The sequence below is a fragment of the Kitasatospora sp. MMS16-BH015 genome, from assembly GCF_002943525.1.
In the GTDB taxonomy this organism is placed as follows: Bacteria; Actinomycetota; Actinomycetes; order Streptomycetales; family Streptomycetaceae; genus Kitasatospora.
The window spans coordinates 6,098,358-6,123,255 of the sequence record NZ_CP025394.1; the positions used below are offsets into that span (position 1 = coordinate 6,098,358).

Consider the following 24,898-nt stretch of genomic DNA (forward strand, 5'->3'; position numbering starts at 1 on the left):
GTGCAGCTGTACGAGGAGCAGTCGGGCCCGCCGGAGTGGTGGACGGGCGGGCCCGAGGAAGAGCCGACCGCAGAGCAGGAGCGCGGCCGGCCCTCCGGCGCGCGCGGAGCCGACGGGGGCCGGAGCGGTCGGGCCCGGCGCACGGAGGGCACGGGGGAGAGCAGCGGCCCGGCGCGCCGCCGGGCCGGCCGACCGGCCCGGGAGCCCGAGCCGCAAGAGGAGTACGGGGGGTATGAGCAGGGCGGTCGGCCCGAGGCGGTCGGTGGCGCTGCGCCGTATGCGTGGCCGCGGGAGGACGACGGGTCGGGGGCGGAGGACGGCTCCGGCGAGGCGGGCGGCGCTGCCGGGGTGGATCTGGCGGCGGCCGGGCTGGTGCGGGCGGCGGACCTGGCCGGGGGGCGGCGTCGGCGGCGCAGTGCGCTGGAGGCCGAGGGGTTGGTCGAGCCGGGGCCGGCGGAGTCGCCGGAGCCGGCGGCGAAGCCTGCTCGCACGGGTGGCCGGCGGCGAGCCGGTGCCGGCGGCGCGGAGTCCGGCGGACGGTGGAGTCCGGGTGCGGCCGGCGACGCGGATTCGGAGTCGGCTGACGGCGAGGAGTCCGGTGGTCGGCGGCGGAAGTCGGGGCGCCGGTCGGGTGCGGCGGCTGACGGGGAGCCGGGGGGCCGGCGTCGGCGGGGTGCGGCGGTCGAGGAGGACGTCGATCCGGAGGTGCGGGCGCGGGACATCTGCCTGCGGCTGCTGACCGGGACGGCGAAGACGCGGAAGCAGCTCGCCGATGCGCTGCGCCGGAAGGAGATCCCGGCCGAGGTGATCGAGCGGGTGCTCGACCGCTACGAGGAGGTCGGGCTGATCGACGACGCGGCCTTCGCGCAGGCCTGGGTGGAGCAGCGGCACGCCGGGCGGCGGCTCGGGCGGCGGGCGTTGGCGCAGGAGCTGCGGACCAGGGGCGTGGAGGGGGAGCTGGTCGAGCAGGCGGTGGCGCAGGTCGAGCCCGAGGACGAGGAGGCGGCGGCCCGGGATCTGGTCGAGCGGAAGCTGCGGACCACCCGGGGGCTGGACAGCCAGGTGCGGACGCGGCGGCTGGTCGGGATGCTGGCCCGGCGGGGCTATGCGGAGGGGCTGGCCTTCCGCGTGGTCCGGGCGGCGCTGCAGGCCGAAGGGGAGGACGGGGAGGATGACCCGCTCGAGTGGTGACGCCGGGTCAAGGCGTAGTCCGGAACGGTGAATGTCAGATCTCGATCGCATCTTGACCGTTTCGTGACCTGCGCCTAGCCTCGCAGACAGTGAGAGATCACTCCGATCATGTGGCCGCCCCCGTGTGCCAAGACTGGTTGGTCCAAGGAACATTGCGCCCGGACGGGAGTGACGGCCGATGGGGATCGCGATGGGAGCCGGTGCGGTGGCCTCGGCCTTGGTGGTCGGGCTGCTGGTGCTGGTACTGGTCTTCACCTGGCTGATGGCGCGTCGGCTGCAGGCCGCCCAGCGGCGGGCCACCGAGGAGGCCGGCCAGGCCCGGGAGTGGGCCGAGGCCCAGGCCGCCGGGCAGCGCGCCGAGCTGGACCGCCGCGAGCAGCGGCTCACCGAGGAGCTGGACCGGGTGCGGGCCCGGGAGACCGAGCTGGCCGGCCGGGCCGAGGAGCTGGACCGGCTGCGCGCGGACGCCCGGGAGCTGACGGACCGGCGGCGCCGGGAGCTGGAGCGGGCGGCGGGCCTGACCGAGGGTCAGGCCCGGGCCGAGGTGGTGCGGGCGGCCGAGACGGAGGCCCGCCGCGAGGCGGCCGTCACCGTCCGGGAGATCGAGCGGCAGGCCCGTGACCAGGGCGAGCAGCGGGCCCGGGAGATCATCGCCGGGGCCGTCCAGCGGCTGGCCGCCGAGCAGACCACCGAGACCGTGGTCACCACCTTCCGGCTGACCAGCGATGACGTGAAGGGCCGGATCATCGGCCGGGAGGGCCGCAACATCCGGGCCTTCGAAGCCGTCACCGGGGTCAATCTGATCATCGACGACACCCCCGAGCTGGTGCAGCTCTCTTGCTTCGACCCGGTGCGGCGGGAGATGGCCCGGCTGACCCTGGAGGCCCTGCTCGCCGACGGCCGGATCCACCCCGCCCGGATCGAGGAGCTGCACGAGCGCAGCCGCTTCGACGTCGACCAGCTCTGCGTCCGGGCCGGCGAGGACGCCGTGCTGGCCGCCCGGGTCGGCGAGCTGCACCCCGAGCTCTCCCGCACCCTCGGTACCCTGCGGTACCGCACCTCCTACGGCCAGAACGTGCTCGGCCACCTGGTGGAGTCGGCGCACCTGGCCGGGATGATGGCCGCCGAGCTCGGGGTGGACGAGATGCTGGTGCGGCGTGCCGCGCTGCTGCACGACATCGGCAAGGCGATGACGCACGAGGTGCCGGGGAGCCATGCGGCGATCGGTGCGGAGTACGCGCGGCGGCACGGCGAGGCGGCCGAGGTGGTGCACGCGATCGAGGCGCACCACGGCGAGGTGGAGCCGCGGACGGTGGAGGCCGTGCTCACTCAGGCGGCGGATGCCTGTTCCGGCGGCCGGCCGGGCGCGCGGCGGGAGTCGGTGGAGTCGTACGTGCGGCGGCTCGAGCGGCTGGAGCAGATCGCCGGGGCGCACGACGGGGTCGCGAAGGTGTTCGCGATGCAGGCGGGGCGGGAGGTGCGGGTGATGGTCCAGCCCGAGGTCGTGGACGACCTCGGAGCACAGGTGATCGCCCGCGAGGTGGCCCGGCAGGTCGCGGAGGAGCTGACCTATCCGGGGCAGATCCGGATCACGGTGGTGCGGGAGAGTCGGGCGACGGAATTCGCCAGGTGAGAAGTTGCACTATCAGGGGCGCGGGGAACGGCGCGGCCCACCCTGCACTCTGCCGCTGTCTTACGCGGATGCCGTGGTTGCACTGGCCGTTGCCGGTGCAAGTCATTCTCAGGCGGAGTCCAACTGGTCGGCTTCTTCCGTATTCGCGCAGTTCCCCGCGCCCCCGGTGGTTGCCACCAAGGCTTGGAGGTCTTCTGAGCGTCCCCCCTGGGCCGTGCCGACGAGGTGGCCGTCGGGGCGGATGAGGAGCACGGTGTGGGGGTCGGCGCCGGGGTAGGTCTCGGTGACGAGGACTTCGGCGGGGACGGGGAGGGCGGCGGCGGTCTCGGCGAGGTGGGGCATCAGGCCGGCGCCGAGCCAGTGTTCGGCGGACCAGACGGTGGTGCCGGGGGCGACCAGCAGGAGCAGGAAGCCGGCGCCGAGGCGGGCGTGCAGGTGGTCGGCGGTGCCCTCGGAGGTGAGGACGGGGACGTCGGGGGCGAGCACGCCGGGGGCGGTGGCGGGGAGGGTCTCGGTCAGGGTGGTGCCCCGGCCGGTGCCGCGCTGGGGCGGGACGCGGCCGGGCACGCCGGAGGGCGCGGCCGGGTAGGCGGGGGCGCCGCCGAAGCGGCCGGTGCCGAGCTGGCCGTCGGCGAGCAGGGGGGCGTGCTTGCGGAAGGAGCCGGTGAGCAGCGAACGTCTGGTCTGCTGCCAGCCGCGCAGCGGCCGGAGCAGGGGCATCGACTGGTCGACGGCGCGCAGCCGCGCGCCGACCGCGCCGCGCCGCTCGGCCTCGTAGCCGTCGAGCAGGGCGCCGCCGGGCTGCGGGCCGCCGGAGTGCAGGTGCCAGGCGAGGGCCAGGCGCCAGGCGAGGTTGTCGGCGTCGCGCAGGCCGTCCAGCAGGTTCTGCATGCCGAGCGCGCCGTGCAGGTGGGCGGCGTCGCCGGCCAGGAAGCAGCGGCCGACGCGGAAGCGGGCGGCCAGGCGCTGCTGGTAGGTGTGGTCGGCGGCGGCCAGCAGCTCGTAGGGAGGCAGCTCGCCGCACCAACCGGTGAGGGTGGCCTTGACCCGGGAGAGCAGGGTGTCGCCGGTGACGATGCCGGGCCAGGTGGCGAAGGGGTCGACCGGGGTGGTCGGGGCCGGGCGGCCGGGGGGCAGCCGCCAGTCGAGCCGCCAGAGGCCGTCGGGCAGCGGACGGGCGGAGGCCTCGCGGTCGCCGCGCCACGGGGGCTCGCGGTGCAGCCGGGCCTCGCCCTCGAAGGGGAGCTGGACCCGGACGGTGGCCACCGCGTGCCGGTCGACGGCGGGGCGGCCGGGGAAGCGGACCTTGAGGAGCTTGCGGACGGTGGAGCGGGCGCCGTCGCAGCCGATCAGGTGGCTGCCGCGCCACCAGGTGCGGGTGCCGTCCTTGGTGCCGAGGGTGCTGACGCTGACTCCGTCGCGGTCCTGCTCCAGCTCGGTGACACGGCTGAGCGGGACGAGCTGGATCAGGGTGTGCGCGGTGACGGCGTCGCGCAGGCCGCGCTGGAGGCGGTGCTGCGGGAGGTGCAGCAGCGGGATCTCGTCCAGCGGGAGGCGGAGCACCTCGGAGCGGCGGCGCCAGATGGTGAAGGCGTCCCAGCGGGCCGCGTCCGAGGGGGCCCGGCCGTAGCCGAGCCGGGTGAGCAGGGCCGTGGTGTCCGGGCCGAGCACGAGGCTGCGCGGCCCTTCCGGGCAGACGCCGGTGCCCTCGTCGAGCACCACCGTCGGTACGTCCTGCCGGGCGAGCGCGAGGGCCAGGGCGAGGCCGACCGGCCCCGCCCCGACGACGATCACCGGGTCCACGGCTGCCACGGCGTGGACGGGGCGGCCGACGTCGCGTCAGCTGCGGCTGGGGAGGTACCGGGTGGTGTCACGAAGAGCAATGCAACAGATCACCTGGGTGTCCGTCAAGCAGCGGCCGGTGTGCGCCGGTTCGCGCCGCGACGGCTCCGCGCCTCGATCCACTTGGCCAGACCGGTCAGCGCCAGGCACATCAGGATGTACACGGGGGTGATCACCAGCACGACCTGGACGTAGGGGTAACCCAGGGGAGTGGAGGTGTTCCCGGCGATCAGCTTGGCCGAGTAGAGCAGCTCGTAGAAGCTGATGATGTACCCGAGCGAGGTGTCCTTGAGGGTGACCACCAGCTGGCCGATGACGCTCGGCAGCATCGCGCGGACGGCCTGCGGCACCAGGATGCTGACCATCACCTGGGTCTTGCGCAGCCCCAGCGCGTACCCGGCCTCGGCCTGGCCGCGCGGCAGGGCGTTGATGCCGCCACGGATGATCTCGGCCTGCACCGCGCCGTTGTAGAGGGTCAGGCCGATCACCAGCGCCAGCATCCGCTGGGAGGTGAAGACGCTGACGTACAGCGCGAAGATCATGATCACCAGCGGCATCGCCCGGAAGAACTGGACGATCGCGGTGGCCACCGCGCGGACCGGCTTGTGGTCGGAGAGCCGCCCGGCGGCCAGTACGGAACCGAGCAGCAGCGAGAGACCGCCGGCGATCCCGAAGACCTGGAGCGTGGTGAGCAGGCCGTCCAGGATCCGCTGCTGGAAGCCGGTGTACTCGAACGGCGCCCAGAGGACGCCGGAGAACTGACCGGCGTCGTCCAGCTTGGCGTAGGCGTACCAGACCAGGGCGGCGATGCCGAGGACCGAGAGCAGGCCGAAGGCCCGGTAGCGGGCCCGGGCCTTCGGGCCGGGGGCGTCGTAGAGGACGGAGGAGGAACTGCTCATCGGGCCACCGCCAGTCGGTTCTCCAGGAAGCGGAAGAGCTGCGCGATCACGGTGCTGATCAGCAGGAAGGCCAGCGCGATCCAGCAGAAGATCGCGATGGTGGAGTAGCCCCGGTCCACCCAGGTCTGCTGCACGCTGAAGATCTCGTCCACGTTGAAGGCACCGGCGATCGCCGAGTTCCTCGGCAGGGCGATGAACACGCTGCCCAGCGGGGGGACGGCGGTGCGTACGGCCTGCGGCAGCACCACCGAAGTGAGGGTCTGGCCGAAGTTCAGGCCCAGGCTGCGGGCGGCCTCGGCCTGGCCGATCGGCACCGTGTTGATGCCCGAGCGGATCGCCTCGCAGACGAAGGAGCCGGTGTACGAGCCGAGCGCGATCACCGCGAGGGTGAAGCTCGGCAGGTGCACCTCCAGCCGCGGCAGCACGAAGGTGACCGCGAGGAAGAGCAGGGTCAGCGGGGTGTTGCGGAAGATGGTGACCCAGCCGGTGCCGAAGGCGCGCAGCACCGGCACCGGGGAGACGCGGAAGGCCGCCAGCAGGACACCGAGCAGCAGGGCGAGCGCTCCGCTGATCAGGCTGAGCTCCACCGTCCGCAGGAAGCCGTCGCGGAACAGCGCGAAGTTGCCGTCCTCGAAGAGTATGCCCATGCGGGCGGCCCTCCTTTCAGTTCTGAACGGGGATCAGGAGGCGTCGAGCGGCGGGATCTCGGCGGAGGCGCCGGAGAGGCCGAGGGTCGCGTCGTACGCCTTCTTCCAGTCGCCGTTGTCCTCGTGGGCCTTCAGTGCGGCGTTGATCGCGTCCTGGAGCACCTTGTCGCCCTTGGCCAGGCCGACGCCGTAGGGCTCCTTGGAGAACGGCTTGCCGACCACCTTGAGCTGGCCCTGGTTCTTGGCCGCGAAGCCCTTGAGGATCGCGTCGTCGGTGGTGACCGCGTCGACCTCGTCGGTCAGCAGCTTGTCCACGCACTGGGCGTAGGTGTCGTACTTGACCGGCTTGCCGTGGTACGTGTCGATCCGGGCGAGCGAGGTCGAGCCGGTGGCGGAGCAGACGTTCTTGCCGGCCATCGCGTCCGGGCCGGTGATGTCGGTGTTGGACTTGCGCACCAGCAGGTCCTGGCCAGCCACCATGTACGGGCCCGCGAAGGAGACCTTCTGCTTGCGGGCGTCGTTGATGGTGTAGGTGCCGACGTAGTAGTCGATCTGGCCACCGGCGATCGAGGTCTCGCGGTTGGCGGAGACCACGGTCTGGAACTGGACCTGATCCGGGCCGAAGCCCAGGTCGGCGGCGACCATCTTGGCGATCTCGATGTCGAAGCCGCTGCGGGTCTTGGCCGCGACGTCCTCGAAGCCGAGGAAGGGCTGGTCGGACTTGGCGCCGATGATCAGGTTGCCGCGGGCCTTGGCCTTCTTCCAGGTCGGCGAGCCGTCGAGCTTGACGTCGCTCTTGACCTGGTAGGTCGGGAGCTTGGAGCCGGTGTCCTGGGCGGCGTTCGGCGAGCCGTCCTTGCCGCAGGCGGCGACGGCGGTCAGGGCGAGCACCGACAGGGCGGCGGCGATGGTGCGACGGGTCCTCATGAGGATCTGCTTCTCCTGGGTATCGGGTGGTGACGACTCAGTGGTGGAGGATCTTCGAGAGGAAGTCCTTGGCCCGGTCGGTGCGCGGCGCGGTGAAGAAGGCGTCCGGGGTGCTCTCCTCGACGATCTTGCCGTCGGCCATGAAGAGCACCCGGTTCGCGGCGGAGCGGGCGAAGCCCATCTCGTGGGTGACCACGACCATGGTCATCCCCTCGGCGGCCAGCGAACGCATGACCTCCAGCACCTCGTTGACCATCTCGGGGTCGAGCGCCGAGGTGGGCTCGTCGAAGAGCAGCACCTTGGGCTTCATCGCCAGCGCGCGGGCGATCGCCACCCGCTGCTGCTGGCCGCCGGAGAGCTGCGCGGGGTACTTGTCCGCCTGCGCGCCCACGCCGACGCGGTCCAGCAGTTCGCGGGCCAGCCGCTCGGCCTCCGGCCTGGCGGTCTTGCGCACCTTGACCTGGCCGAGCACCACGTTCTCGAGCACGGTCTTGTGCGCGAAGAGGTTGAAGCTCTGGAAGACCATGCCGACCTCGGCGCGCAGCCGGGCCAGCTCCTTGCCCTCGGCGGGCAGCGGGCGGCCGTCCAGGGTGATGGTGCCGGCGTCGATCGTCTCCAGCCGGTTGATCGTGCGGCAGAGGGTCGACTTGCCGGAGCCGGAGGGCCCGATCAGCACCACGACCTCGCCCTGCCGGATCTCCAGGTCGATGTCCTGGAGCACGTGCAGGGCGCCGAAGTGCTTGTTCACACCGCTCAGCACCACCAGCGGTGCGGCGCCGTCGTCGACGGTCCTGTCGGTCATCGCGGCTGCGCTCCCTCGGTCCGGTGTCGCTCGGTTGGTCCGGGGGCCGTGAGCCGGCGGAGCCCGCAGCCCCCGGTCCGGTGACCTTAGAAGCCGCGGTAACGACGCGTCAGTCGATCTGAGCGGAACTTGAGCATCACGATCCGGCCACGCCGCTGCCACACCCCCCGCCCGTCCAGGCGCCTGGTGACAGGACGGGCGGCTTGGACAATACTCCGCAGGACCGGTCGCACCCTGACCGGGTACGGAGTGGTCGAGAGGAGGCCGGGATGCGACTGCTGCTCGTCGAGGACGACGAACGCGTCGCCGCCGCGCTGGTCGCGGTGCTGGGTCGGCACGGTTTCCAGGTGCGGCACGCGCGCAGCGGGCACGAGGCACTGGACGCGCTGGTGCCCGACGGCCAGGAGCCGTACCGGGTGGTGCTGCTCGACCTCGGGCTGCCCGACCGGGACGGCTTCGAGGTGTGCAGCCGGATCCGCGCGCACAGCGGGGTCCCGGTGATCATGGTGACCGCGCGGGCCGACATCCGGTCCAGGATCCACGGCCTCAACCTGGGCGCCGACGACTACGTGACCAAGCCGTACGACATGGGCGAGCTGCTCGCCCGGATCCACGCGGTGGCCCGGCGCGGCCTGGCCGCCGTGCCCGAGGCGGGCGCCGAGGAGCCGGGCGGCCAGCCCGGGCCGCTGGAGTCGCGCGGGATCAGCATCGACCGCGAGCGCCGCCGGGTCAGCGTGCAGGGGCGGGACGTGCCGCTCACCCGCAAGGAGTTCGACCTGCTCGCGCTGCTCGCGCAGAGCCCCGGGGTGGTCTACCGGCGGGAGCAGATATTCAGCGAGGTGTGGCGCAGCGGCTGGGAGGGCAACGGCCGCACCCTGGAGGTGCACATCGGCTCGCTGCGCACCAAGCTGGCGCTGCCCGGCCTGGTCGAGGCCGTCCGCGGGGTCGGCTACCGGCTGATCCCCGAGGCGCCGGCCCCCGGCACCCCGGACGCGGCCCCCGGCACCCCGGACGCGGGGCGCTGACCCCCGGTGCGCAACCGTCTGCTCGGCATCCTGCTCTCCCTGATGGCCTGCGTGCTGGCCGCCCTCGGGGTGCCGCTCGCCGTGGCCGTCGCCACCGCCGAGCAGAGCCGCGTCGGCCTGGACCGGATCGACGACGCCGCCCGCTTCGCCCAGGACCTGCCCACGGCCGCGGTCTCCTCCCTCGGCACCGCGCTCAAGGGCGAGACCACCCCCGACCCCGGGGACGCCGGCCGGCTGCGCGCCATCACCACCGAGGCGGCCCGCTACCAGGCCCTCTACGGCATCCGGATCGGCGTCTTCCAGCGGGACGGCTCCGCGCTGGCCGTGGCCCCGGCCGACTGGCAGCTGCCCCGCACCGGCTTCGCCGCCCAGGCCTTCCAGGAGGCGCTGGACGGCCGCCGCAGCCACAACCCGCCCCAGGTCTGGCCCTGGACCCCGGAGCGCACCCTGACCGTGGCCGCACCGGTGGTGCGGGACGGCGACGTGGTGGCCGTGGTGCTCACCGACTCGCCGACCGGCCCGCTGCGCTCGCGGATCCTGCACCGCTGGCTGCTGCTCGGCGCGGGCGAGGCGCTCGCGATGATCGTCGCCGTGCTGCTGGCCGTCCGGCTGACCGGCTGGGTGCTGCGCCCGGTCCGCACCCTGGACCGGGCCACCCACGACATCGCCACCGGCCGGATGAACGCCCGGGTCGGGGCCGGCCTCGGCCCGCCCGAGCTGCGCCGGCTGGCCCGCTCCTTCAACCACATGGCCGACAACGTGGTGCTCGCCCTGGACCAGCAGCGGGCCTTCGTCGCCGACGCCTCGCACCAGCTGCGCAACCCGCTGGCCGCGCTGCTGCTCCGGGTCGAGCTGCTGGGCATGGAGCTGCCCGAGGGGCACGAGGAGGAGCTGACCGGGGTCCGCGAGGAGGGAGTCCGGCTGGCCCGGGTGCTGGACGACCTGCTCGGCCTGGCCACCGCCGAGCACGCCCGGCCGGAGCCCGAACGCACCGACCTCACCGCGCTGGTGCTGACCCGGATCGACAGCTGGCGGCCGGTGGCCGAGCAGCGCGGTATCCGGCTGGAGTGGGACGGCCCCGCCACGGCCGTCGGCCTGGCCGACCCGATCGGCCTGGGCAGCGCGCTGGACGCGGTGATCGACAACGCGCTCAAGTTCACCCCCGCCGAGGGCCGGGTCCGGCTCGGCATCGAGACCGACCGCCGGGAGGTCACCGTCACGGTCGCCGACTCCGGCCCCGGCCTCACCGAGGAGGAGCTGGCCCGGATCGGCGACCGGTTCTGGCGCAGCCCGCGCCACCAGAACGTGGACGGCTCCGGGCTCGGCCTCTCGATCGCCCGCACCCTGCTGCTGGCCGGCGGCGGCTCGCTCAGCTTCGACCGGGTGGAGCCGACCGGCCTCGCGGTGGGCCTGACGGTGCCGCGGCCCGCCAAGTCCTGACGGTCGCGAGGTTCAGGGCTTGACCGAGCGGTAGTAGCGGCGGGCGCCCTCGTGCAGCGCCAGCGGGGCGGTGTAGACGGCGGTGCGCAGGTCGACCACCTGGGCGGCGTGCACCGAGGCGCCGATGTTGTCCCGGCTGTCCAGCACGCTGCGGGTGATGCCCTCGACCAGCCCCGGGTCCACGTCGTCCCGGGTGATCAGCAGATTGGGCACCGCCATGGTGGCCACGGCCGTCGGGGCCGGCTTCAGCTTCGGGTAGGCGTCGGCCGGGATGGTCGCGGCCCGGTAGGCGTCGGTGCCGCCGTGCTCCTGCTGGTGCACGCTCTCGGCCAGGTCGCCCAGCGGCACGATCCGGATCGGGTACTGTGCGCTGAGGTCGGTCAGCGCGGCGGTCGGCAGCCCGCCGGACCAGAAGAAGGCGTCCAGCCTGCCCGCCTGCAGGGCCGCCGCCGCGTCCGCGACGCCCAGCTTGGCGGGGTGGATGTCGGTGTCCGGGTTCAGCCCGGCGCCGGCCAGCAGCTTCTTGGCCACCAGCGCCACCCCGGACCGGTCCTGCCCGATCCCGACCGTCAGCCCGCGCAGGTCCTTGGCCGAGTGCACCGGCGAATCCGCCGGCACCACCAGCTGGAGGTAGTCGTCGTAGAGCCGGGCGATCGCGCGCAGCCGGTCCTTGCCCGGCCCCTGGTAGGCGGCCACCGAGTCCGCGGTGGCGATCGCGAAGCTGTCCCGCCCCGAGAGCACCCGGTCGATGTTGTCGATCGACCCCTCGGAGTTGTCCAGCCGCAGCCGCACCCCGGGCAGGTCGGTGGCCAGCGACTGGCTCAGCAGCTTCCCGTACCGGTCGTACACCCCCTGGGACACCCCGGTCGCGAACCCGGACACCCCCGTCGGGTAGCCCGGGTCCCGCGTCGCCGAGTACCACCAGCCCGCCCCGGCGCCCACCAGCAGCACCAGGACGGCGGCGGCCCGGCAGAGCCTGCTGCGGGCGGCCGCCCGCAGCAGGGTGCCGGGGGTGGAAGTCATGCGCTGGAGTGTGCCAGGCCCGGGCCGTCAATGGGAGGGGGTTGCCGGGCCCGTCCCCGGGGGACGGTGCGGTTCCCGGGAGACGGTGCGGGGAGCGGGCCGCCGTCTCGTACCCTTGGGTCCGTGGGTACGAGCCAGGATTCCAAGAGCTACAAGGTCGTCACGTACGGCTGTCAGATGAACGTGCACGACTCCGAGCGGCTCTCCGGCCTGCTCGAAGGGGCCGGGTACGTCAAGGCCACCGAGCAGGAGACCGACCCTGACCTGGTGGTCTTCAACACCTGCGCGGTGCGCGAGAACGCCGACAACAAGCTGTACGGCAACCTCGGCCAGCTCGCCCCGGCGAAGACCCGGAACAAGGCCATGCAGATCGCCGTCGGCGGCTGCCTGGCCCAGAAGGACCGCGAGACCATCGTGCAGCGGGCCCCCTGGGTCGACGTGGTCTTCGGCACCCACAACATCGGGCACCTGCCCGCCCTCCTGGAGCGCGCCGCCGTCGAGCGCAAGGCCCAGGTGGAGATCCTGGAGTCGCTGGAGACCTTCCCCTCCACCCTCCCCACCCGCCGCGAGTCCGCGTACGCGGCCTGGGTCGCGATCTCGGTCGGCTGCAACAACACCTGCACCTTCTGCATCGTGCCGGCGCTGCGCGGCAAGGAGGAGGACCGCCGTCCCGGCGACGTGCTCGCCGAGATCGAGGCGCTGGTCGGCGAGGGCGTGATCGAGGTCACCCTGCTCGGCCAGAACGTCAACTCCTACGGCTCCGACCTGGGCGACCGGCAGGCCTTCTCCAAGCTGCTGCGCGCCGCCGGGCAGATCGAGGGCCTGGAGCGGATCCGCTTCACCTCCCCGCACCCGCGCGACTTCACCGACGACGTGATCGCCGCGATGGCCGAGACGCCGAACGTGATGCACCAGCTGCACATGCCGCTGCAGTCCGGCTCGGACACCGTGCTCAAGGCGATGAAGCGGTCGTACCGCCAGGAGCGGTTCCTCTCGATCATCCGCAAGGTCCGGGAGGCGATGCCGGACGCGGCGATCTCCACCGACATCATCGTGGGCTTCCCCGGTGAGACGGAGGAGGACTTCGAGCAGACCATGCACGTGGTCCGCGAGGCCCGCTTCGCCAACGCCTTCACCTTCCAGTACTCCAAGCGGCCCGGTACCCCGGCCGCCGAGATGGAGGGCCAGATCCCCAAGGCCGTGGTGACCGAGCGGTACAACCGCCTGATCGCCCTCCAGGAGGAGATCTCCTGGGAGGAGAACAAGAAGCAGGTCGGCCGGATTTTGGAGGTGCTGGTCTCCGAGGGCGAGGGCAAGAAGGACGACCAGACCGACCGCCTCTCCGGCCGGGCCCCCGACAACCGCCTGGTGCACTTCAACCCGAGCTTGCGAGGGTTGAACGACCAGCAGAGCACCCGGCCGTCGGAGCCCGTCCGCCCCGGCGACGTGGTCACGGTCGAGATCACGTACGCGGCCCCGCACCACCTCCTGGCGGAGGGCCCGACCCTCGCCGTCCGCCGGACGCGGGCGGGCGACGCGTGGGAGAAGCGGCAGGCCGCCCCGGCGGCGAAGCCGGCCGGCGTGATGCTCGGTCTCCCGACGATCGGTGCACCGAAGCCGCCGGCGGCGGCCCCGGCGGGCGACTGCTGCGGGGCGTGATCTTGTCTTAAGGGGCGCGGGGAACTGCGCGAAGCGGAAGAAGCGCGCCTCAAAGATCGCAACGATGCCCACTTGCACCGTCATCGGATAGTGCAGGTGGGCATCGGCGTAAGACAGCGGCAGAGTGCAGGGTGGGCCGCGCCGTTCCCCGCGCCCCTGATGGTGCGGTCCGTGGTTAAGTGAGCGCATGCTTGTAGCCGCTGCCATCTGCCCCTGTCCGCCGTTGCTCGTGCCCGAGGTCGCCGTCGGCGCGGCCGGGGAGCTGGACGGGCTGCGGGCCGCCTGTGAGGAGGCGGTCGGGGCCGTGCTGGCGGCGGGGCCGGAGCTGTTGGTGGTGGTCGGACCCGGGCCGAAGGGCGGGGTGTGGACCGAGGGCGGGGCCGGGACGTTCCGGGGGTACGGGGTGCCCGTGGACGTGCGGCTGCCGTCCGGTGGGGTGGAGGGGCCGGAGCTGGCGCCCTCGCTGACCGTGGGGGCCTGGCTGCTGGAGCGGGCGGCGACCGCCCTGCCCACGCATGCGGTCGCCGTGCCGGAGGACGCCCCCACCGCCCGGCTGCTCGGGCTCGGCGAGGGGCTGGCCGAGCTCGCTGACCGGGTCGGGCTGCTGGTGCTGGGCGGCGGGAGCGCCCGCCGGTCGGTCAAGGCGCCGGGGTACTACGACGAGCGGGCCGAGGCGTACGACGCGGAGCTCGCCAAGGCGCTGGGCAGCGCCGACCTCGCGGCGCTGGAGGCCCTGGACCCGGGCCTGGCCGCCGAGCTGATGGTCGACGGCCGGGCGCCCTGGCAGGTGCTGGCCGGAGCCGCGCGCGGCACCGCGCTGACGGCACGGCTGAGCCACGACGAAGCGCCGTACGGGGTCGGCTACCTCGTCGCGAGCTGGGGCTGAGGCCGGTCAGCCTGCGGCGGGGCCCTCGTCCTTGGGCTTGGCGGCGAAGCCGTCGACCGCGTCCTTGGCCTTGCTGGTGCCCTGCTCGATCTTGTCGGTGTACTTGTGCTTGGTCGCCTTGTCGACCGCCGCACCGGCCTTCTCCATCACCTCGTCGATCTTCTCGTTGTGCTTGCCCGCCAGCTCGCTGGCCTTCTCCTTGAGCTCCTCGGCCTTGCCCTTGAGGGTGTCCTTCAGGCTCATGGCGGTCTCTCCATCCACGGTCGGCGAACCAGTCAAATCACCCATATCCTTCCACGATCACCCGCTCCGACACGCGTGATCCCGGCCTTTTGCGAGACTTGAGCCGTGACCAGCACTCCCGCCCTCCCGCCCCGCGTCGTCTCCGTGGTCGGCGCCACCGCCGCCGGCAAGTCCGACCTGGCCGTCGCCATCGCCCGCACGCTCGGCGGCGAGGTGCTCAACACCGACTCGATGCAGCTCTACCGGGGCATGGACATCGGCACCGCCAAGCTGACCATGGCCGAGCGCGGCGGCATCCCGCACCACCTGCTGGACATCTGGGACGTGACCGAGGCCGCCAGCGTGGCCGAGTACCAGCGGCTGGCCCGGGCCGAGATCGACCGGCTGCTGGCCCAGGGCCGTACGCCGGTGCTGGTCGGCGGCTCCGGGCTGTACGTCCGGTCGGCGATCGACGAGATGGAGTTCCCCGGCACCGACCCGGCGATCCGGGCCCGCCTGGAGGAGGAGCTGGCCGCCGTCGGCCCCTGGGAGCTGCACCAGCGGCTCGCCGGGCTCGACCCGGCCGCGGCCGAGGCCATCCTGACCAGCAACGGCCGGCGGATCGTCCGCGCGCTGGAGGTCATCGAGCTCACCGGCCGCCCGTTCACCGCGAGCCTGCCGACCAACACGGCGGTGTACGACACCGTGCAGATCGGCGTGGCGCTGCCCCGGCCCGAGCTGGACGAGCGGATCACGCTGCGGGTGGACCGGATGTGGGCGGCCGGTCTGCTCGACGAGGTGCGGGAGCTGGAGAAGATCGGCCTGCGCGAGGGGCTGACCGCCTCCCGGGCGCTCGGCTACCAGCAGGTGCTGGCCCATTTCGCGGGCGAGTGCACCGAGGAGGAGGCCAAGGCCGAAACCGTTCGCGCAACCAAGCGATTCGCCCGCCGCCAGGAGTCCTGGTTCCGCCGGGACGACCGGATCCACTGGCTCGACCGCCCGGCCGGGGCCGACCCGGCGGAGCTGCTCGGACGCTCACTGGAGCTGATTGCGCGTCAGGTCTGACGTAATCCGGCCATCGGCCGATGCATTTGCAGGTGCAGGACGAACCGGCGGTTACGGCCGCATCACGTGATGGCCACGGATCACCCGAGTAACCCGTGCGACGCCTCGTCCGCGACCCTGGACATGCCATCATCGGGAGCACCAGAGGTCGGTCACGCGGGCCGTCCTCTCCGCTCACGGGTCGTCGGGCCCGTGTCGAACCGTCAGGGGAGGCCGCGTGTCGACGGGTACCGGCCCCGAGACCGAGCAGCTGTCGCACGAGGCCGACAGCGCCGAACTCGCCCTGCCCGTCGAACTGGTGCCGACCTCCTACGCGATCGCGCTGCCCGCCCTGCCCGGCCACGCCGCGCCCGGCGTGGTGCACGAGCGGGAGATCCGGCCGCGCCGCCGGCTGCGGTGGTGGCAGATCCTGCCGATCGCCCTGCTGGCCACCCTCGGCTCGCTGATGTTCGCCTTCCCGCTCGCCTTCGGCTCCAACGACAGCGCCTCCTCGATGGTCGGCATGCTCGGGCTGCTGCTCACCGCGGCCTCGCTCGGCTGGGGCGCGATGGCGGCCCGGGTGGCCGGGTACAAGTGGCCCGGCGTGCCGCGCCGGGGCAGCGGGCTGCGGGCCGGCCGCAAGGCGCTGGTGCTTTACACCCTCTCGGTCGTGGTGGCCATCGCGCTCGCCGTCTGGCGGGTCGTGCACCTGCGCGGCTGAGCCGCGCCCGGGCCGTCTCAGCAGGCGGTCGCCGGGTTCTCCGGCGGGCGGGGGCGGTCAGTACCATCGGCGGTGTGAGCGCATCCACCACCTCGGGCCTGCCCTTCCTCAAGGGCCACGGCACCCAGAACGACTTCGTGATCATCCCCGACCTCGACGGGGCCCTCGACCTGGGCCCGGAGGCCGTCGCCCGGCTCTGCGACCGGCGGGCCGGGATCGGGGCCGACGGGGTGCTGCGGGTGGTCCGGGCCGCCGCCGATCCGGCCTCCGCCGGGCTGGCCGACCAGGCCGAGTGGTTCATGGACTACCGCAACGCCGACGGGTCGATCGCCGAGATGTGCGGCAACGGCGTCCGGGTCTTCGCCCGCTACCTGGTCGAGGCCGGCCTGGCCAAGGCCGGCGCCTTCCCGGTCGCCACCCGGGCCGGCATCCGCCAGGTCACCGTCCGGGACGACGGCCTGGTCACCGTGGACATGGGCCGGGCCGTCCTGCCCGGCCCGGACGGCATCACCGTCACCGTCGGCGAGCACCACTGGCCGGCCGTCAACGTCAACATGGGCAACCCGCACGCCGTCGCCTTCGTCGCCGACCTCGCCGACGCCGGCCGGCTCTTCGACGCCCCCGAGGTGGCCCCGGCCACCGCCTACCCCGATGGCGTCAACGTCGAGTTCGTGGTGGACCGCGGCCCGCGGCACGTCGCCATGCGGGTGCACGAGCGCGGCTCCGGCGAGACCCGCTCCTGCGGCACCGGCACCTGCGCGGTGGCCGTCGCGACGGCCCGCCGCGACGGCCTCGACCCCGCAGTCACCGGCGAAGCCGTCACCCACACCGTGGACGTCCCGGGCGGCCGCGTCACGATCACCGAGCACCCGGACGGCCGGATCGAGATGACCGGCCCGGCGGAGATCGTCGCCACGGGGACAGTGAACTTCTGAGGGGCGTAAAGCCAGGGGCGCGGGGAACTGCGCGAAGCGGAAGAAGCGCGCCTCGCAGCCTCGCAGAGATGCCCACTTGCACCGTCCACGGATAGTGCACGTGGGCATCTGCGTAAGACAGCGACAGAGTGCATGGTGGGCCGCGCCGTTCCCCGCGCCCCTGATAGTGCAAGTGACCCGAGCCCTGCAGAAGAAGCCTGCCTTCCCCGCGCCCCTACTGCCTAATCCCCCCGATCGGGTGATGGTGGTCGCGGAGGGGGAGCAGGCGGTCGCGGAACGTGTTGTGCTCGGTAGCATGGACCACCGGGTCGGGCGTCGCCTCGGTGCTGCTGCCGGAGGTGCAGATGACCATCCGCCCCGAGCTGAGATTGGGCCGGGCCGTCCTCGGACGGGCCGGCCGGGCGGCGGTGCTCGCCACCGGGCGGGCGCCCGTGCCGGACGCGATCGAGCCGATCGTGGAGGCGCACCGGCGCCACCACCCCCAGGCCGACCTGCCGCTGCTGGGCCGGGCGTACCGGACGGCGGAGGCCAGCCACCGGGGGCAGCTGCGCAAGAGCGGCGAGCCGTACATCACCCACCCGCTGGCCGTGACGATGATCCTGGCCCAGCTGGGTGCGGAGACCACCACGCTGGTGGCCGCGCTGCTCCACGACACCGTGGAGGACACCGAGATGACGCTGGCCCAGGTGGCGGCGGAGTTCGGGCCCGAGGTCGCGTACCTGGTGGACGGCGTGACCAAGCTGGAGAAGGTGGACTTCGGGGCCGCCGCAGAGGCGGAGACCTTCCGGAAGATGCTGGTGGCCACCGGCGACGACGTCCGGGTGATGGTGATCAAGCTCGCGGACCGGCTGCACAACATGCGGACGATCCGTCACATGAAGCCCGCCAGCCGGCTGCGGATCGCCAAGGTGACCCGGGAGGTGCTGATCCCGCTGGCCGACCGGCTCGGCATCCAGGTGCTCAAGGCGGAGCTCGAGGACATCGTCTTCGCCACCCTGCACCCGGAGGAGTACGCCCGGACGCGGGCGCTGATCGCCGCTCACGAGGCCGAGCCGGACGGGCTGTTGGCGCCGTTCGCGGCGGCGCTGACCAGGCAGCTGGCCGAGGCGGGGGTGACGGCGGCCGTCACGGTGCGGCCCCGGCACTGCGTCTCGCTGCACCGGGTGCTGCTCAAGCGGGCGGTGGCCGCCGCGCCCAGGCCGGCGGACTTCGGGCGGCTGCTGGTGGTGGTGGAGGAGAACGCCGACTGCTACGCGGTGCTGGGGGAGCTGCACACCTGCTGGGTGCCGCTGCCGGGGGAGTTCAAGGACTTCGTGGCCGCGCCCAAGTTCAACCTGTACCAGTCGCTGCACACGGCGGTGGCGCTGCCCGGCGGCGAGGTGGTCGAGGTGCTGGTGCGCACCCGCGCGATGCACCGGGTGGCCGAGTACGGCGTGGTCGCGCTCGGCGACCCGCACCAGCCGGCCGAGCCGCAGCCCGAGCAGGCCGAGGGGGACCGGACGGACCCGGCCCGGCCGGGGTGGCTGAGCCGCCTGCTCGAGTGGCAGCAGGAGACGCCCGACCCGGACACCTTCTGGTCGGCGCTCACGGCCGACCTCTCGGACGACCGGGAGATCACCGCCGTCACCGAGTGCGGGGAGACCCTGCAGCTGCCGGCCGGGTCGAGCTGCGTGGACGCCGCGTACCTGCTGGGGGAGGCGACCGGCCACCGCTGTCTGGGGGCGCGGGTGAACGGGCGGCTGGTCGCGCTCTCCACCGTGCTGGGCGACGGGGACGTGATCGCGGTGCTCACCGAGCCGGTCGGCGGCCCGGCCGAGCCCGGCGGGCCGAGCCCCGAGTGGCTGGAGCACGCCCGCACCCCCGGCGCCCGGCTGGCCATCGAGCGTTGGCTGGCCGAGCACCCCGAAGGCGCCGAGCAGCCCGGCCACGCGCAGCGCTCCGAGCAGCCCGGCCAGGCGCAGCGGCCCGCCGCCGTCCCACCGGGCCGGGCCGACCGGGCCACGAGCCCGCCGGCGGAGCGGCCGATCGCGGTGGCCGGCCGGCCGGGTGCGCCGGTGCGGCTCTCCGGGTGCTGCACGCCGGTGCCGCCGGACGAGATCACCGGGTACGCGATCCGGGGCGGGGCGGTGGCGGTGCACCGGGCCGGCTGCGCGGACGGGGCGCAGCTGCGGGCGGCCGGGCGCAGCCCGGAGCCGGTCAGCTGGGTGCCGGGGGCGAACCCCGGGTACCGGGCCACGCTGTACGCCGAGGCGCTGAACCGGCCGCGGCTGCTGGCCGACCTGACGGCGGTGATCTCGGGGGAGGGGCTCGGCATCGTCTCGGCCGCGGTGGAGCCGCCGCAGGAGCTGCGGGTGCGCCACACCTACACCGTGGAGCTGCCGCACCCGGGTGCGCTGGCGGCGGTGATGCGGGCGATGCTGCGGGTCTCCGGGGTGTACGACGTCTTCCGGCCGGGTGGTGGTGTGCGTAATGGGGATGACCCGGTCAGCTCGGGCGTGCGACCATCGGGGGGAATGCCCGGCCGGGCCACCGCGTTGTGACGTCAGTAGTCACCGAGGTGGCGCACCGGCCTCCCCAGACACCGTAAAGGACACCATTGACCTCCACGTTCGACAGCCGCAACCACTCCGACGAGTCCCCCCGTCGACTCGCGGACCTCAGGGCGGAAGCCCTGATGGACGAGGACCTCGCGGCGATCGACGAGGACCTCGACCAGTACGACGGCGATCAGTACGACCGCAGTGAGCGTGCCGCGCTCCGTCGTGTCGCCGGTCTCTCCACCGAACTGCAGGACGTCACCGAAGTCGAGTACCGCCAGCTCCGGCTGGAGCGCGTGGTGCTCGTCGGCGTGTGGACGGACGGCACGGTGGAGGAGGCCGAGAACTCGCTCGCCGAGCTGGCCGCCCTGGCCGAGACGGCGGGCTCCGAGGTGCTGGACGCCGTGATCCAGCGCCGTGACAAGCCCGACGCGGCCACCTACATCGGCTCCGGCAAGGCGAAGGAGCTGCGCGACATCGTGGCGGCCTCCGGCGCCGACACCGTGGTCTGCGACGGTGAGCTCACCCCGGGCCAGCTGATCCACCTGGAAGACGTGGTCAAGGTCAAGGTGGTCGACCGGACCGCCCTGATCCTGGACATCTTCGCCCAGCACGCCAAGTCCCGCGAGGGCAAGGCGCAGGTCTCGCTCGCGCAGATGCAGTACATGCTGCCGCGGCTGCGCGGGTGGGGTCAGTCGCTCTCCCGGCAGATGGGTGGTGGTGGCTCAGGCTCCTCCGGTGGCGGCATGGCCACCCGTGGTCCCGGTGAGACCAAGATCGAGACCGACCGGCGTCGGATCCGCGAGAAGATGGCGAAGATGCGCCGGGAGATCGCGGAGATGAAGAAGGGCCGCGACACCAAGCGCCAGGAGCGCCGTCGTCACCAGGTGCCCTCGGTCGCGATCGCGGGCTACACCAACGCCGGCAAGTCCTCCATCCTGAACCGGCTCACCGGCGCGGGCGTGCTGGTGGAGAACGCGCTGTTCGCCACCCTCGACCCGACGGTGCGCCGCGCGCAGACCCCGAGCGGCCGGGTGTACACCCTGGCCGACACCGTCGGCTTCGTCCGGCACCTGCCGCACCACCTGGTCGAGGCGTTCCGCTCGACCATGGAGGAGGTGGCCGAGGCCGACCTCATCCTGCACGTGGTCGACGGCTCGCACCCCGAGCCGGAGACGCAGCTGGCCGCCGTCCGCGAGGTGATCGTCTCGGTCGACGCGCAGAACGTGCCGGAGATCGTGGTGATCAACAAGGCGGACGCCGCCGATCCCCACGTGCTCCAGCGGCTGCTGCGCCGCGAGCCGCACGCCATCGTGGTCTCGGCCCGCACCGGGCAGGGGATGGCGGAGCTGCTGGCCCTGATCGACGAGGAGCTGCCGCGCCCCGCGATCGAGGTCGAGGCGCTGGTGCCGTACACCCAGGGTGCGCTGGTCTCCCGGGTGCACGCCGAGGGCGAGCTGCTCTCGACCGAGCACACCGCGGAGGGCACGCTGCTGCGGGCCAAGGTCTCCGCGGACCTGGCCGCCGAGCTGGAGATGTTCAGCGTGGTGGCGCAGTAGTACCTCCGTAGCAGGACGAGAAGGGGAGCAGCCACCGGCTGCTCCCCTTCTTTCACTGCTTGCTGAGGTAGTCCAGGGCCTGCTTGGCCACCGACTCCAGGTACGGGCCGCTCAGGCTGGTGTGGTCGGTGGTGCCGACCGAGGTGTTGCTGACCAGGGCCTGGCGGCCGTCCGGCATGGCGGCGAACCAGCCGCCGCCGCTCGCGCCCGCCGTCATGGTGCAGCCGATGGTGAGCATGGCCGGGCGGGCGGCGTCGTAGGAGAGCGGGGTGGGGTGGCCGCCGTCGCAGCGGTCGAGCTCCTGCCCGTCGAAGGGGGCGAGGGCCGGGTAGCCCCAGGCGGAGACCGAGAGCTTCTCGCGCGGGGCGTCGAACCAGACCGGGACGGCCGCGCCGATGGTCTCCTCCAGCGACTTCCCGGGCGAGTCCGGGTTGTGCACCCGCAGCACCGCGAAGTCGTACTGGTTGGCCGCGCCGCTGCCGTGGTCGTCGCCCTCGGCCGTCCACTGCGGCGAGGTGATCGCCTTCTCGGCCCACCACTCGCCGAGCGGCGCGACCTGGTCGAGGGTCGCGTGCTTGCCCGCGCTGGCGGCGCCCGAGCTGTTGTAGGCCGGGACGAAGATGATGTTCTTGTACCAGCTGCCGCCCTTGCCCTGGTGCACGCAGTGGCCCGCCGTCCAGACCAGGTTGCTCCTGCCCGGGTGCGCCGGGTCGGCGATCACGGTGGCCGAGCACTGGCCGGTCTTGCCGTCCGGCGCCGAGGTGAAGACCTTCCCGGAGGCCGGGTAGGCGGTGTACGGGCGGTTCACCGGGACGGCCCGCACCGGGCCCGGCTGGGTGGCGGTCGGGGTCGGGGCGCCGGGGACGGTCGGGCTGACCGGCACGGGGGCGGCCGTCGGGGGAGCGGGCTCCTGCGGGGTGGCGGCCTTCATCTTGTCCGGATTCCACCGGTCGCGGACCACCGGGTTCTGCAGCAGGTGCTTCTTGGCCCAGCCGTCCCAGTCGGCGAGCTTCCACTTCTTCAGCTCGTCCCAGTGGGCCGGCAGGCCGAGCTTGGCGCGGCTGGCGGAGGCGGAGGCGCTCGGGTCGGCCGGCGTCGGGCTCGGGCTCACCGAGGTGCAGGAGGTGAGGGCGAGCAGCAGGGCGGCGCCCAGTGCCGCTCCGGCGGTGTGACGTACGGCTGGCATGCTGCGGCCCCCAAGGCGTGCGGTCCCAAGGCGTTCGGTTCGAAGGCGTGCGGTGACTTCCCCCGGGTGGAGTCTGCCATCCGGGGGAGCAGGGGGCGGCGGCGGGCCGGGATCGGGCTCCGTCCGGGCCGGGTGATCACCCCAACGAGTGGGTGATGCAAGGAGGTTCACCACAACGAGTGAGCTGATCTTGTGATCAGCCGTCAGGCGTAGCTAACCCTTAGGAGTCGCGCCCCGGAGTCTCCGAGCCCCCCGGCTCCCGGCGCACCCCCACGCAAGGAGGAGCCTTGAGCACCGCCCTCACCGGAGCCCCGCCCGTCCTGGCCCAGCGGCCGGACCCCACCGATCCGCTGCTCCACCCCGACCCCGCGCTGGCCGCCGAACAGGCCGGGGTGGAGAGCTTGTTGCGCTGCTGGGCCCGCGAGACCGGGGCCCGGCCCGGGCCGGACGGTCGGCTGCGGATCCCGGTGCTCGGCGGTGCCGTCCACCTCACCGCCCCGGTCCGGCACTGGTCGCCCTGCGGCTGGCACCGGTTCGGGGCCGTCACCCTGGAGGGCGGCGCCGGGCTGCCCGACACCCCGGTGGACGCCGTGACCATCGCCGCCCTGGTCGCCAGCGTGGCCGCCGAGCGGCCCGACCCGGGCCAGGTGGCCGACCTGGCCGCCCGGGTGGCCGATTCGGTCGCCCGCACCGCCGACGTGCTGGCCCACCGCCGGGCCACCCCGGACCCGCAGGGCTGGCCCTTCCTCCGGGCCGAGCAGGCGCTGCTGCTCGGCCACCCGCTGCACCCCACCCCGAAGAGCCGGGACGGCCTCGGCCCCGCCCAGAGCGCCGCCTACTCGCCCGAGCTGCGCGGCTCCTTCCAGCTGCACTGGTACGCGGTGGACCGCTCGCTGCTGGCCGCCGACTCCGCCACCGGCACCGCCGCCGAGGAGCTCACCCGCCAACTGCTCGCCGCCCCCGGCCTGTTGCCCCCCGGCACGGCCGCGCTGCCGCTGCACCCCTGGCAGGCCCGCGAGCTGGCGCTGCGCCCGGACGTGGCGGCGCTGCTCGCCGAGGGCCGGCTGCACGACCTCGGCCCGCACGGCGCGCCCTGGCACCCGACCTCCTCGGTGCGCACGGTGACCCGTCCGGGCACCCCGTGGATGCTCAAGCTCTCGCTCGGCCTGCGGATCACCAACTCCCGTCGGGAGAACCTCCGCAAGGAGGCGCTGCGCGGGGTCGAGGTGCACCGGCTGCTCGAGGGCGGCCTCGGCGCCCGCTGGCGGGCCGCCCACCCCGGTTTCGACATCGTCCGCGACCCGGCCTGGATCGGGGTGGAGGGCCTCGGCGACCCCAACGGCCTGGACACCGTGCTCCGCGAGCAACCGTTCCTGCTCGACCAGCGCGCGCTCTGTGTGGCCGGCCTGGTCGCCGAGCGCCCGTACGAGCAGCTGGGCTCGCAGCTGGCCGACGTGCTGCACGGCCTGGCCGCCCGCTGCGGCCGGCCGCTGCGGCAGGTGGCCACCGAGTGGTTCCTGCGCTACCTGGACGTGATGGTGCTGCCGGTGCTCTGGCTGGACGGCCAGGCCGGCATCGCCCTGGAGGCGCACCAGCAGAACAGCCTGGTGCTGCTCGACGAGGCGGGCTGGCCGGTCGGCGGCCGGTACCGGGACAACCAGGGCTACTACTTCCGCACCTCCTGGGCCGACCGGTTGGAGGCCGCGCTGCCCGGCATCGGGCGGGCCAGCGACACCTTCGTGGCCGACCGGGTGATCGACAAGCACTTCGCCTACTACCTCGGCATCAACCACGTGCTCGGCCTGATCGGCGCCTTCGGCTCCCAGCTGCTGGCCGAGGAGCGGGTGCTGCTGGCGGCGCTGCGCGGCTTCCTGGCCGGCCCGGCCGCCCGGGCCACCGGCTCCAGCCTGCCCGCCCACCTGCTGGAGGACCGCACCCTGCACTGCAAGGCCAACCTGCTCACCCGCCTCGGCGGGATGGACGAGCTGGTCGGGCCGGTGGACGGCCAGTCGGTGTACGTGGACATCCCCAACCCGGTGGCCGCGCCGTGAACCAGCCGGTGGGGCGGGGGACCGCGGTGCCCGCCCATGGCCTCGGCGCCGGGCCGGACGCGGGTGTGGGGCCGAGCGCGGGCGTGGACGCAGGGCTGGGCCCGGGTCCGGCCGCCGGCTTGGGCGCGATGCCGACCGGGGCCGGGGTGTTCGAGCTGCGACCGGTGCGGCTGCCCTCGGACCTGCCGCTGCTCACCGGCTGGATGAACGACCCGGCGGTGGCCGCGTACTGGGAGCTGGCCGGGCCCGCCGACACCACCGAGCGGCACCTGCGGGCCCAGCTGGAGGGGGACGGCCGCAGCGAGCCGTACCTCGGCCTGCTCGACGGGGTCGAGATGAGCTACTGGGAGGTCTACCGGGCCGACCTCGACCCGCTGGCCGCGCACTACCCCGCCGAACCGCACGACATCGGAGTGCACCTGCTGCTCGGCCCGGCCGAGGCGCGCGGCCGGGGCCTGGGCACCACCCTGCTGGCGGCCCTGGCCACCGAGATCCTGCGCGCCCGGCCGGAGTGCGGCCGGGTGGTGGCGGAGCCCGACCTGCGCAACACGCCGTCCGTCCGGGCCTTCCGGAGCGCCGGGTTCCGATTCGCCGCCGAACTCGACCTGCCCGCCAAGCGCGCGGCGCTGATGATGCGCCGCCGCTGACCGCACCACGCTCCGCCGGGGC

The 24,898-nt window shown here is 73.6% G+C and carries 21 protein-coding genes; 13 read left to right on the forward strand and 8 right to left on the reverse strand.

Translation table 11 applies throughout. The features are described 5' to 3' along the window. On the forward strand, positions 1-1,191 hold the full coding sequence (locus tag CFP65_RS42595; protein WP_371682466.1) for a RecX family transcriptional regulator: 1,191 nt from the start codon (positions 1-3) through the stop codon (positions 1,189-1,191). 178 nt (positions 1,192-1,369) lie between these two features. Continuing rightward, positions 1,370-2,824: a ribonuclease Y gene (rny, locus tag CFP65_RS26290; RefSeq protein WP_104818508.1), complete on the forward strand. Its 1,455-nt coding sequence runs from the start codon at positions 1,370-1,372 to the stop codon at positions 2,822-2,824. Positions 2,825-2,932: 108 nt separating this feature from the next. Here rny and CFP65_RS26295 read toward each other — a convergent pair whose 3' ends face one another. From CFP65_RS26295 to CFP65_RS26315, 5 genes are all read right to left on the reverse strand, one after another. After that, positions 2,933-4,636: an FAD-dependent monooxygenase gene (locus CFP65_RS26295; RefSeq protein WP_254552573.1), complete on the reverse strand. Its 1,704-nt coding sequence runs from the start codon at positions 4,634-4,636 to the stop codon at positions 2,933-2,935. 95 nt (positions 4,637-4,731) lie between these two features. After that, positions 4,732-5,565: an amino acid ABC transporter permease gene (locus tag CFP65_RS26300; RefSeq protein ID WP_104818510.1), complete on the reverse strand. Its 834-nt coding sequence runs from the start codon at positions 5,563-5,565 to the stop codon at positions 4,732-4,734. Then, positions 5,562-6,212: an amino acid ABC transporter permease gene (locus CFP65_RS26305; protein WP_104818511.1), complete on the reverse strand. Its 651-nt coding sequence runs from the start codon at positions 6,210-6,212 to the stop codon at positions 5,562-5,564. The genes CFP65_RS26300 and CFP65_RS26305 overlap by 4 nt, the downstream gene beginning before the upstream one ends. A gap of 33 nt (positions 6,213-6,245) precedes the next feature. Then, a complete protein-coding gene (locus CFP65_RS26310; RefSeq protein ID WP_104818512.1) occupies positions 6,246-7,139 on the reverse strand; it encodes a glutamate ABC transporter substrate-binding protein in 894 nt (297 codons plus the stop codon). Between the two features lie 37 nt (positions 7,140-7,176). Next, positions 7,177-7,941 carry an amino acid ABC transporter ATP-binding protein gene (locus CFP65_RS26315; protein WP_104818513.1) on the reverse strand — a complete coding sequence of 255 codons (765 nt, stop codon included), beginning with the start codon at positions 7,939-7,941 and terminating at the stop codon, positions 7,177-7,179. A gap of 269 nt (positions 7,942-8,210) precedes the next feature. Here CFP65_RS26315 and CFP65_RS26320 point away from each other — a divergent pair, with 269 nt between their 5' ends. Beyond that, entirely contained in the window at positions 8,211-8,966 is a 756-nt protein-coding gene (locus CFP65_RS26320) for a response regulator transcription factor (protein WP_104818514.1), read from the forward strand. Between the two features lie 6 nt (positions 8,967-8,972). Further along, positions 8,973-10,406, forward strand: a complete 1,434-nt coding sequence (locus CFP65_RS26325) for a HAMP domain-containing sensor histidine kinase (RefSeq protein WP_104818515.1) — start codon at positions 8,973-8,975, stop codon at positions 10,404-10,406. Between the two features lie 12 nt (positions 10,407-10,418). On the opposite strand, the gene CFP65_RS26330 is transcribed toward CFP65_RS26325, so the two are convergent. Next, positions 10,419-11,429 (reverse strand): TAXI family TRAP transporter solute-binding subunit, encoded by a 1,011-nt coding sequence (locus tag CFP65_RS26330; RefSeq protein ID WP_104818516.1) that lies wholly within the window; start codon positions 11,427-11,429, stop codon positions 10,419-10,421. Between the two features lie 123 nt (positions 11,430-11,552). Between CFP65_RS26330 and miaB the strand changes: the two genes are divergently transcribed. Further along, on the forward strand, positions 11,553-13,088 hold the full coding sequence (gene miaB / locus CFP65_RS26335) for a tRNA (N6-isopentenyl adenosine(37)-C2)-methylthiotransferase MiaB (RefSeq protein WP_256387282.1): 1,536 nt from the start codon (positions 11,553-11,555) through the stop codon (positions 13,086-13,088). Between the two features lie 187 nt (positions 13,089-13,275). After that, positions 13,276-13,974 carry a class III extradiol dioxygenase subunit B-like domain-containing protein gene (locus CFP65_RS26340; protein WP_104818518.1) on the forward strand — a complete coding sequence of 233 codons (699 nt, stop codon included), beginning with the start codon at positions 13,276-13,278 and terminating at the stop codon, positions 13,972-13,974. A gap of 6 nt (positions 13,975-13,980) precedes the next feature. On the opposite strand, the gene CFP65_RS26345 is transcribed toward CFP65_RS26340, so the two are convergent. Further along, positions 13,981-14,217, reverse strand: a complete 237-nt coding sequence (locus CFP65_RS26345) for an antitoxin (RefSeq protein ID WP_104818519.1) — start codon at positions 14,215-14,217, stop codon at positions 13,981-13,983. Positions 14,218-14,322: 105 nt separating this feature from the next. Between CFP65_RS26345 and miaA the strand changes: the two genes are divergently transcribed. The 5 genes from miaA to hflX all read left to right on the forward strand — a co-directional run bounded on the left by miaA (position 14,323) and on the right by hflX (position 20,992). Next, entirely contained in the window at positions 14,323-15,261 is a 939-nt protein-coding gene (miaA, locus tag CFP65_RS26350) for a tRNA (adenosine(37)-N6)-dimethylallyltransferase MiaA (protein WP_104818520.1), read from the forward strand. Positions 15,262-15,478: 217 nt separating this feature from the next. Beyond that, complete coding sequence (locus CFP65_RS26355) at positions 15,479-15,961, forward strand: hypothetical protein (RefSeq protein WP_104818521.1); 483 nt, start codon at positions 15,479-15,481, stop codon at positions 15,959-15,961. A gap of 65 nt (positions 15,962-16,026) precedes the next feature. Continuing rightward, positions 16,027-16,896 carry a diaminopimelate epimerase gene (gene dapF, locus CFP65_RS26360; RefSeq protein ID WP_371682550.1) on the forward strand — a complete coding sequence of 290 codons (870 nt, stop codon included), beginning with the start codon at positions 16,027-16,029 and terminating at the stop codon, positions 16,894-16,896. Between the two features lie 344 nt (positions 16,897-17,240). Next, complete coding sequence (locus CFP65_RS26365) at positions 17,241-19,436, forward strand: bifunctional (p)ppGpp synthetase/guanosine-3',5'-bis(diphosphate) 3'-pyrophosphohydrolase (protein WP_104821134.1); 2,196 nt, start codon at positions 17,241-17,243, stop codon at positions 19,434-19,436. Between the two features lie 56 nt (positions 19,437-19,492). Next, positions 19,493-20,992, forward strand: a complete 1,500-nt coding sequence (hflX, locus tag CFP65_RS26370; protein WP_104818523.1) for a GTPase HflX — start codon at positions 19,493-19,495, stop codon at positions 20,990-20,992. Positions 20,993-21,044: 52 nt separating this feature from the next. On the opposite strand, the gene CFP65_RS26375 is transcribed toward hflX, so the two are convergent. Continuing rightward, the gene (locus tag CFP65_RS26375) at positions 21,045-22,178 is read right to left on the reverse strand and encodes a serine protease (protein WP_104818524.1); all 1,134 of its coding nucleotides are present in this window, start codon (positions 22,176-22,178) and stop codon (positions 21,045-21,047) included. Positions 22,179-22,465: 287 nt separating this feature from the next. On the opposite strand from CFP65_RS26375, the gene CFP65_RS26380 reads away from it, so the two are divergent. Further along, on the forward strand, positions 22,466-24,229 hold the full coding sequence (locus CFP65_RS26380) for an IucA/IucC family siderophore biosynthesis protein (RefSeq protein ID WP_104818525.1): 1,764 nt from the start codon (positions 22,466-22,468) through the stop codon (positions 24,227-24,229). 26 nt (positions 24,230-24,255) lie between these two features. Continuing rightward, entirely contained in the window at positions 24,256-24,876 is a 621-nt protein-coding gene (locus CFP65_RS26385) for a GNAT family N-acetyltransferase (protein WP_371682467.1), read from the forward strand. Positions 24,877-24,898: the final 22 nt, after the last annotated feature.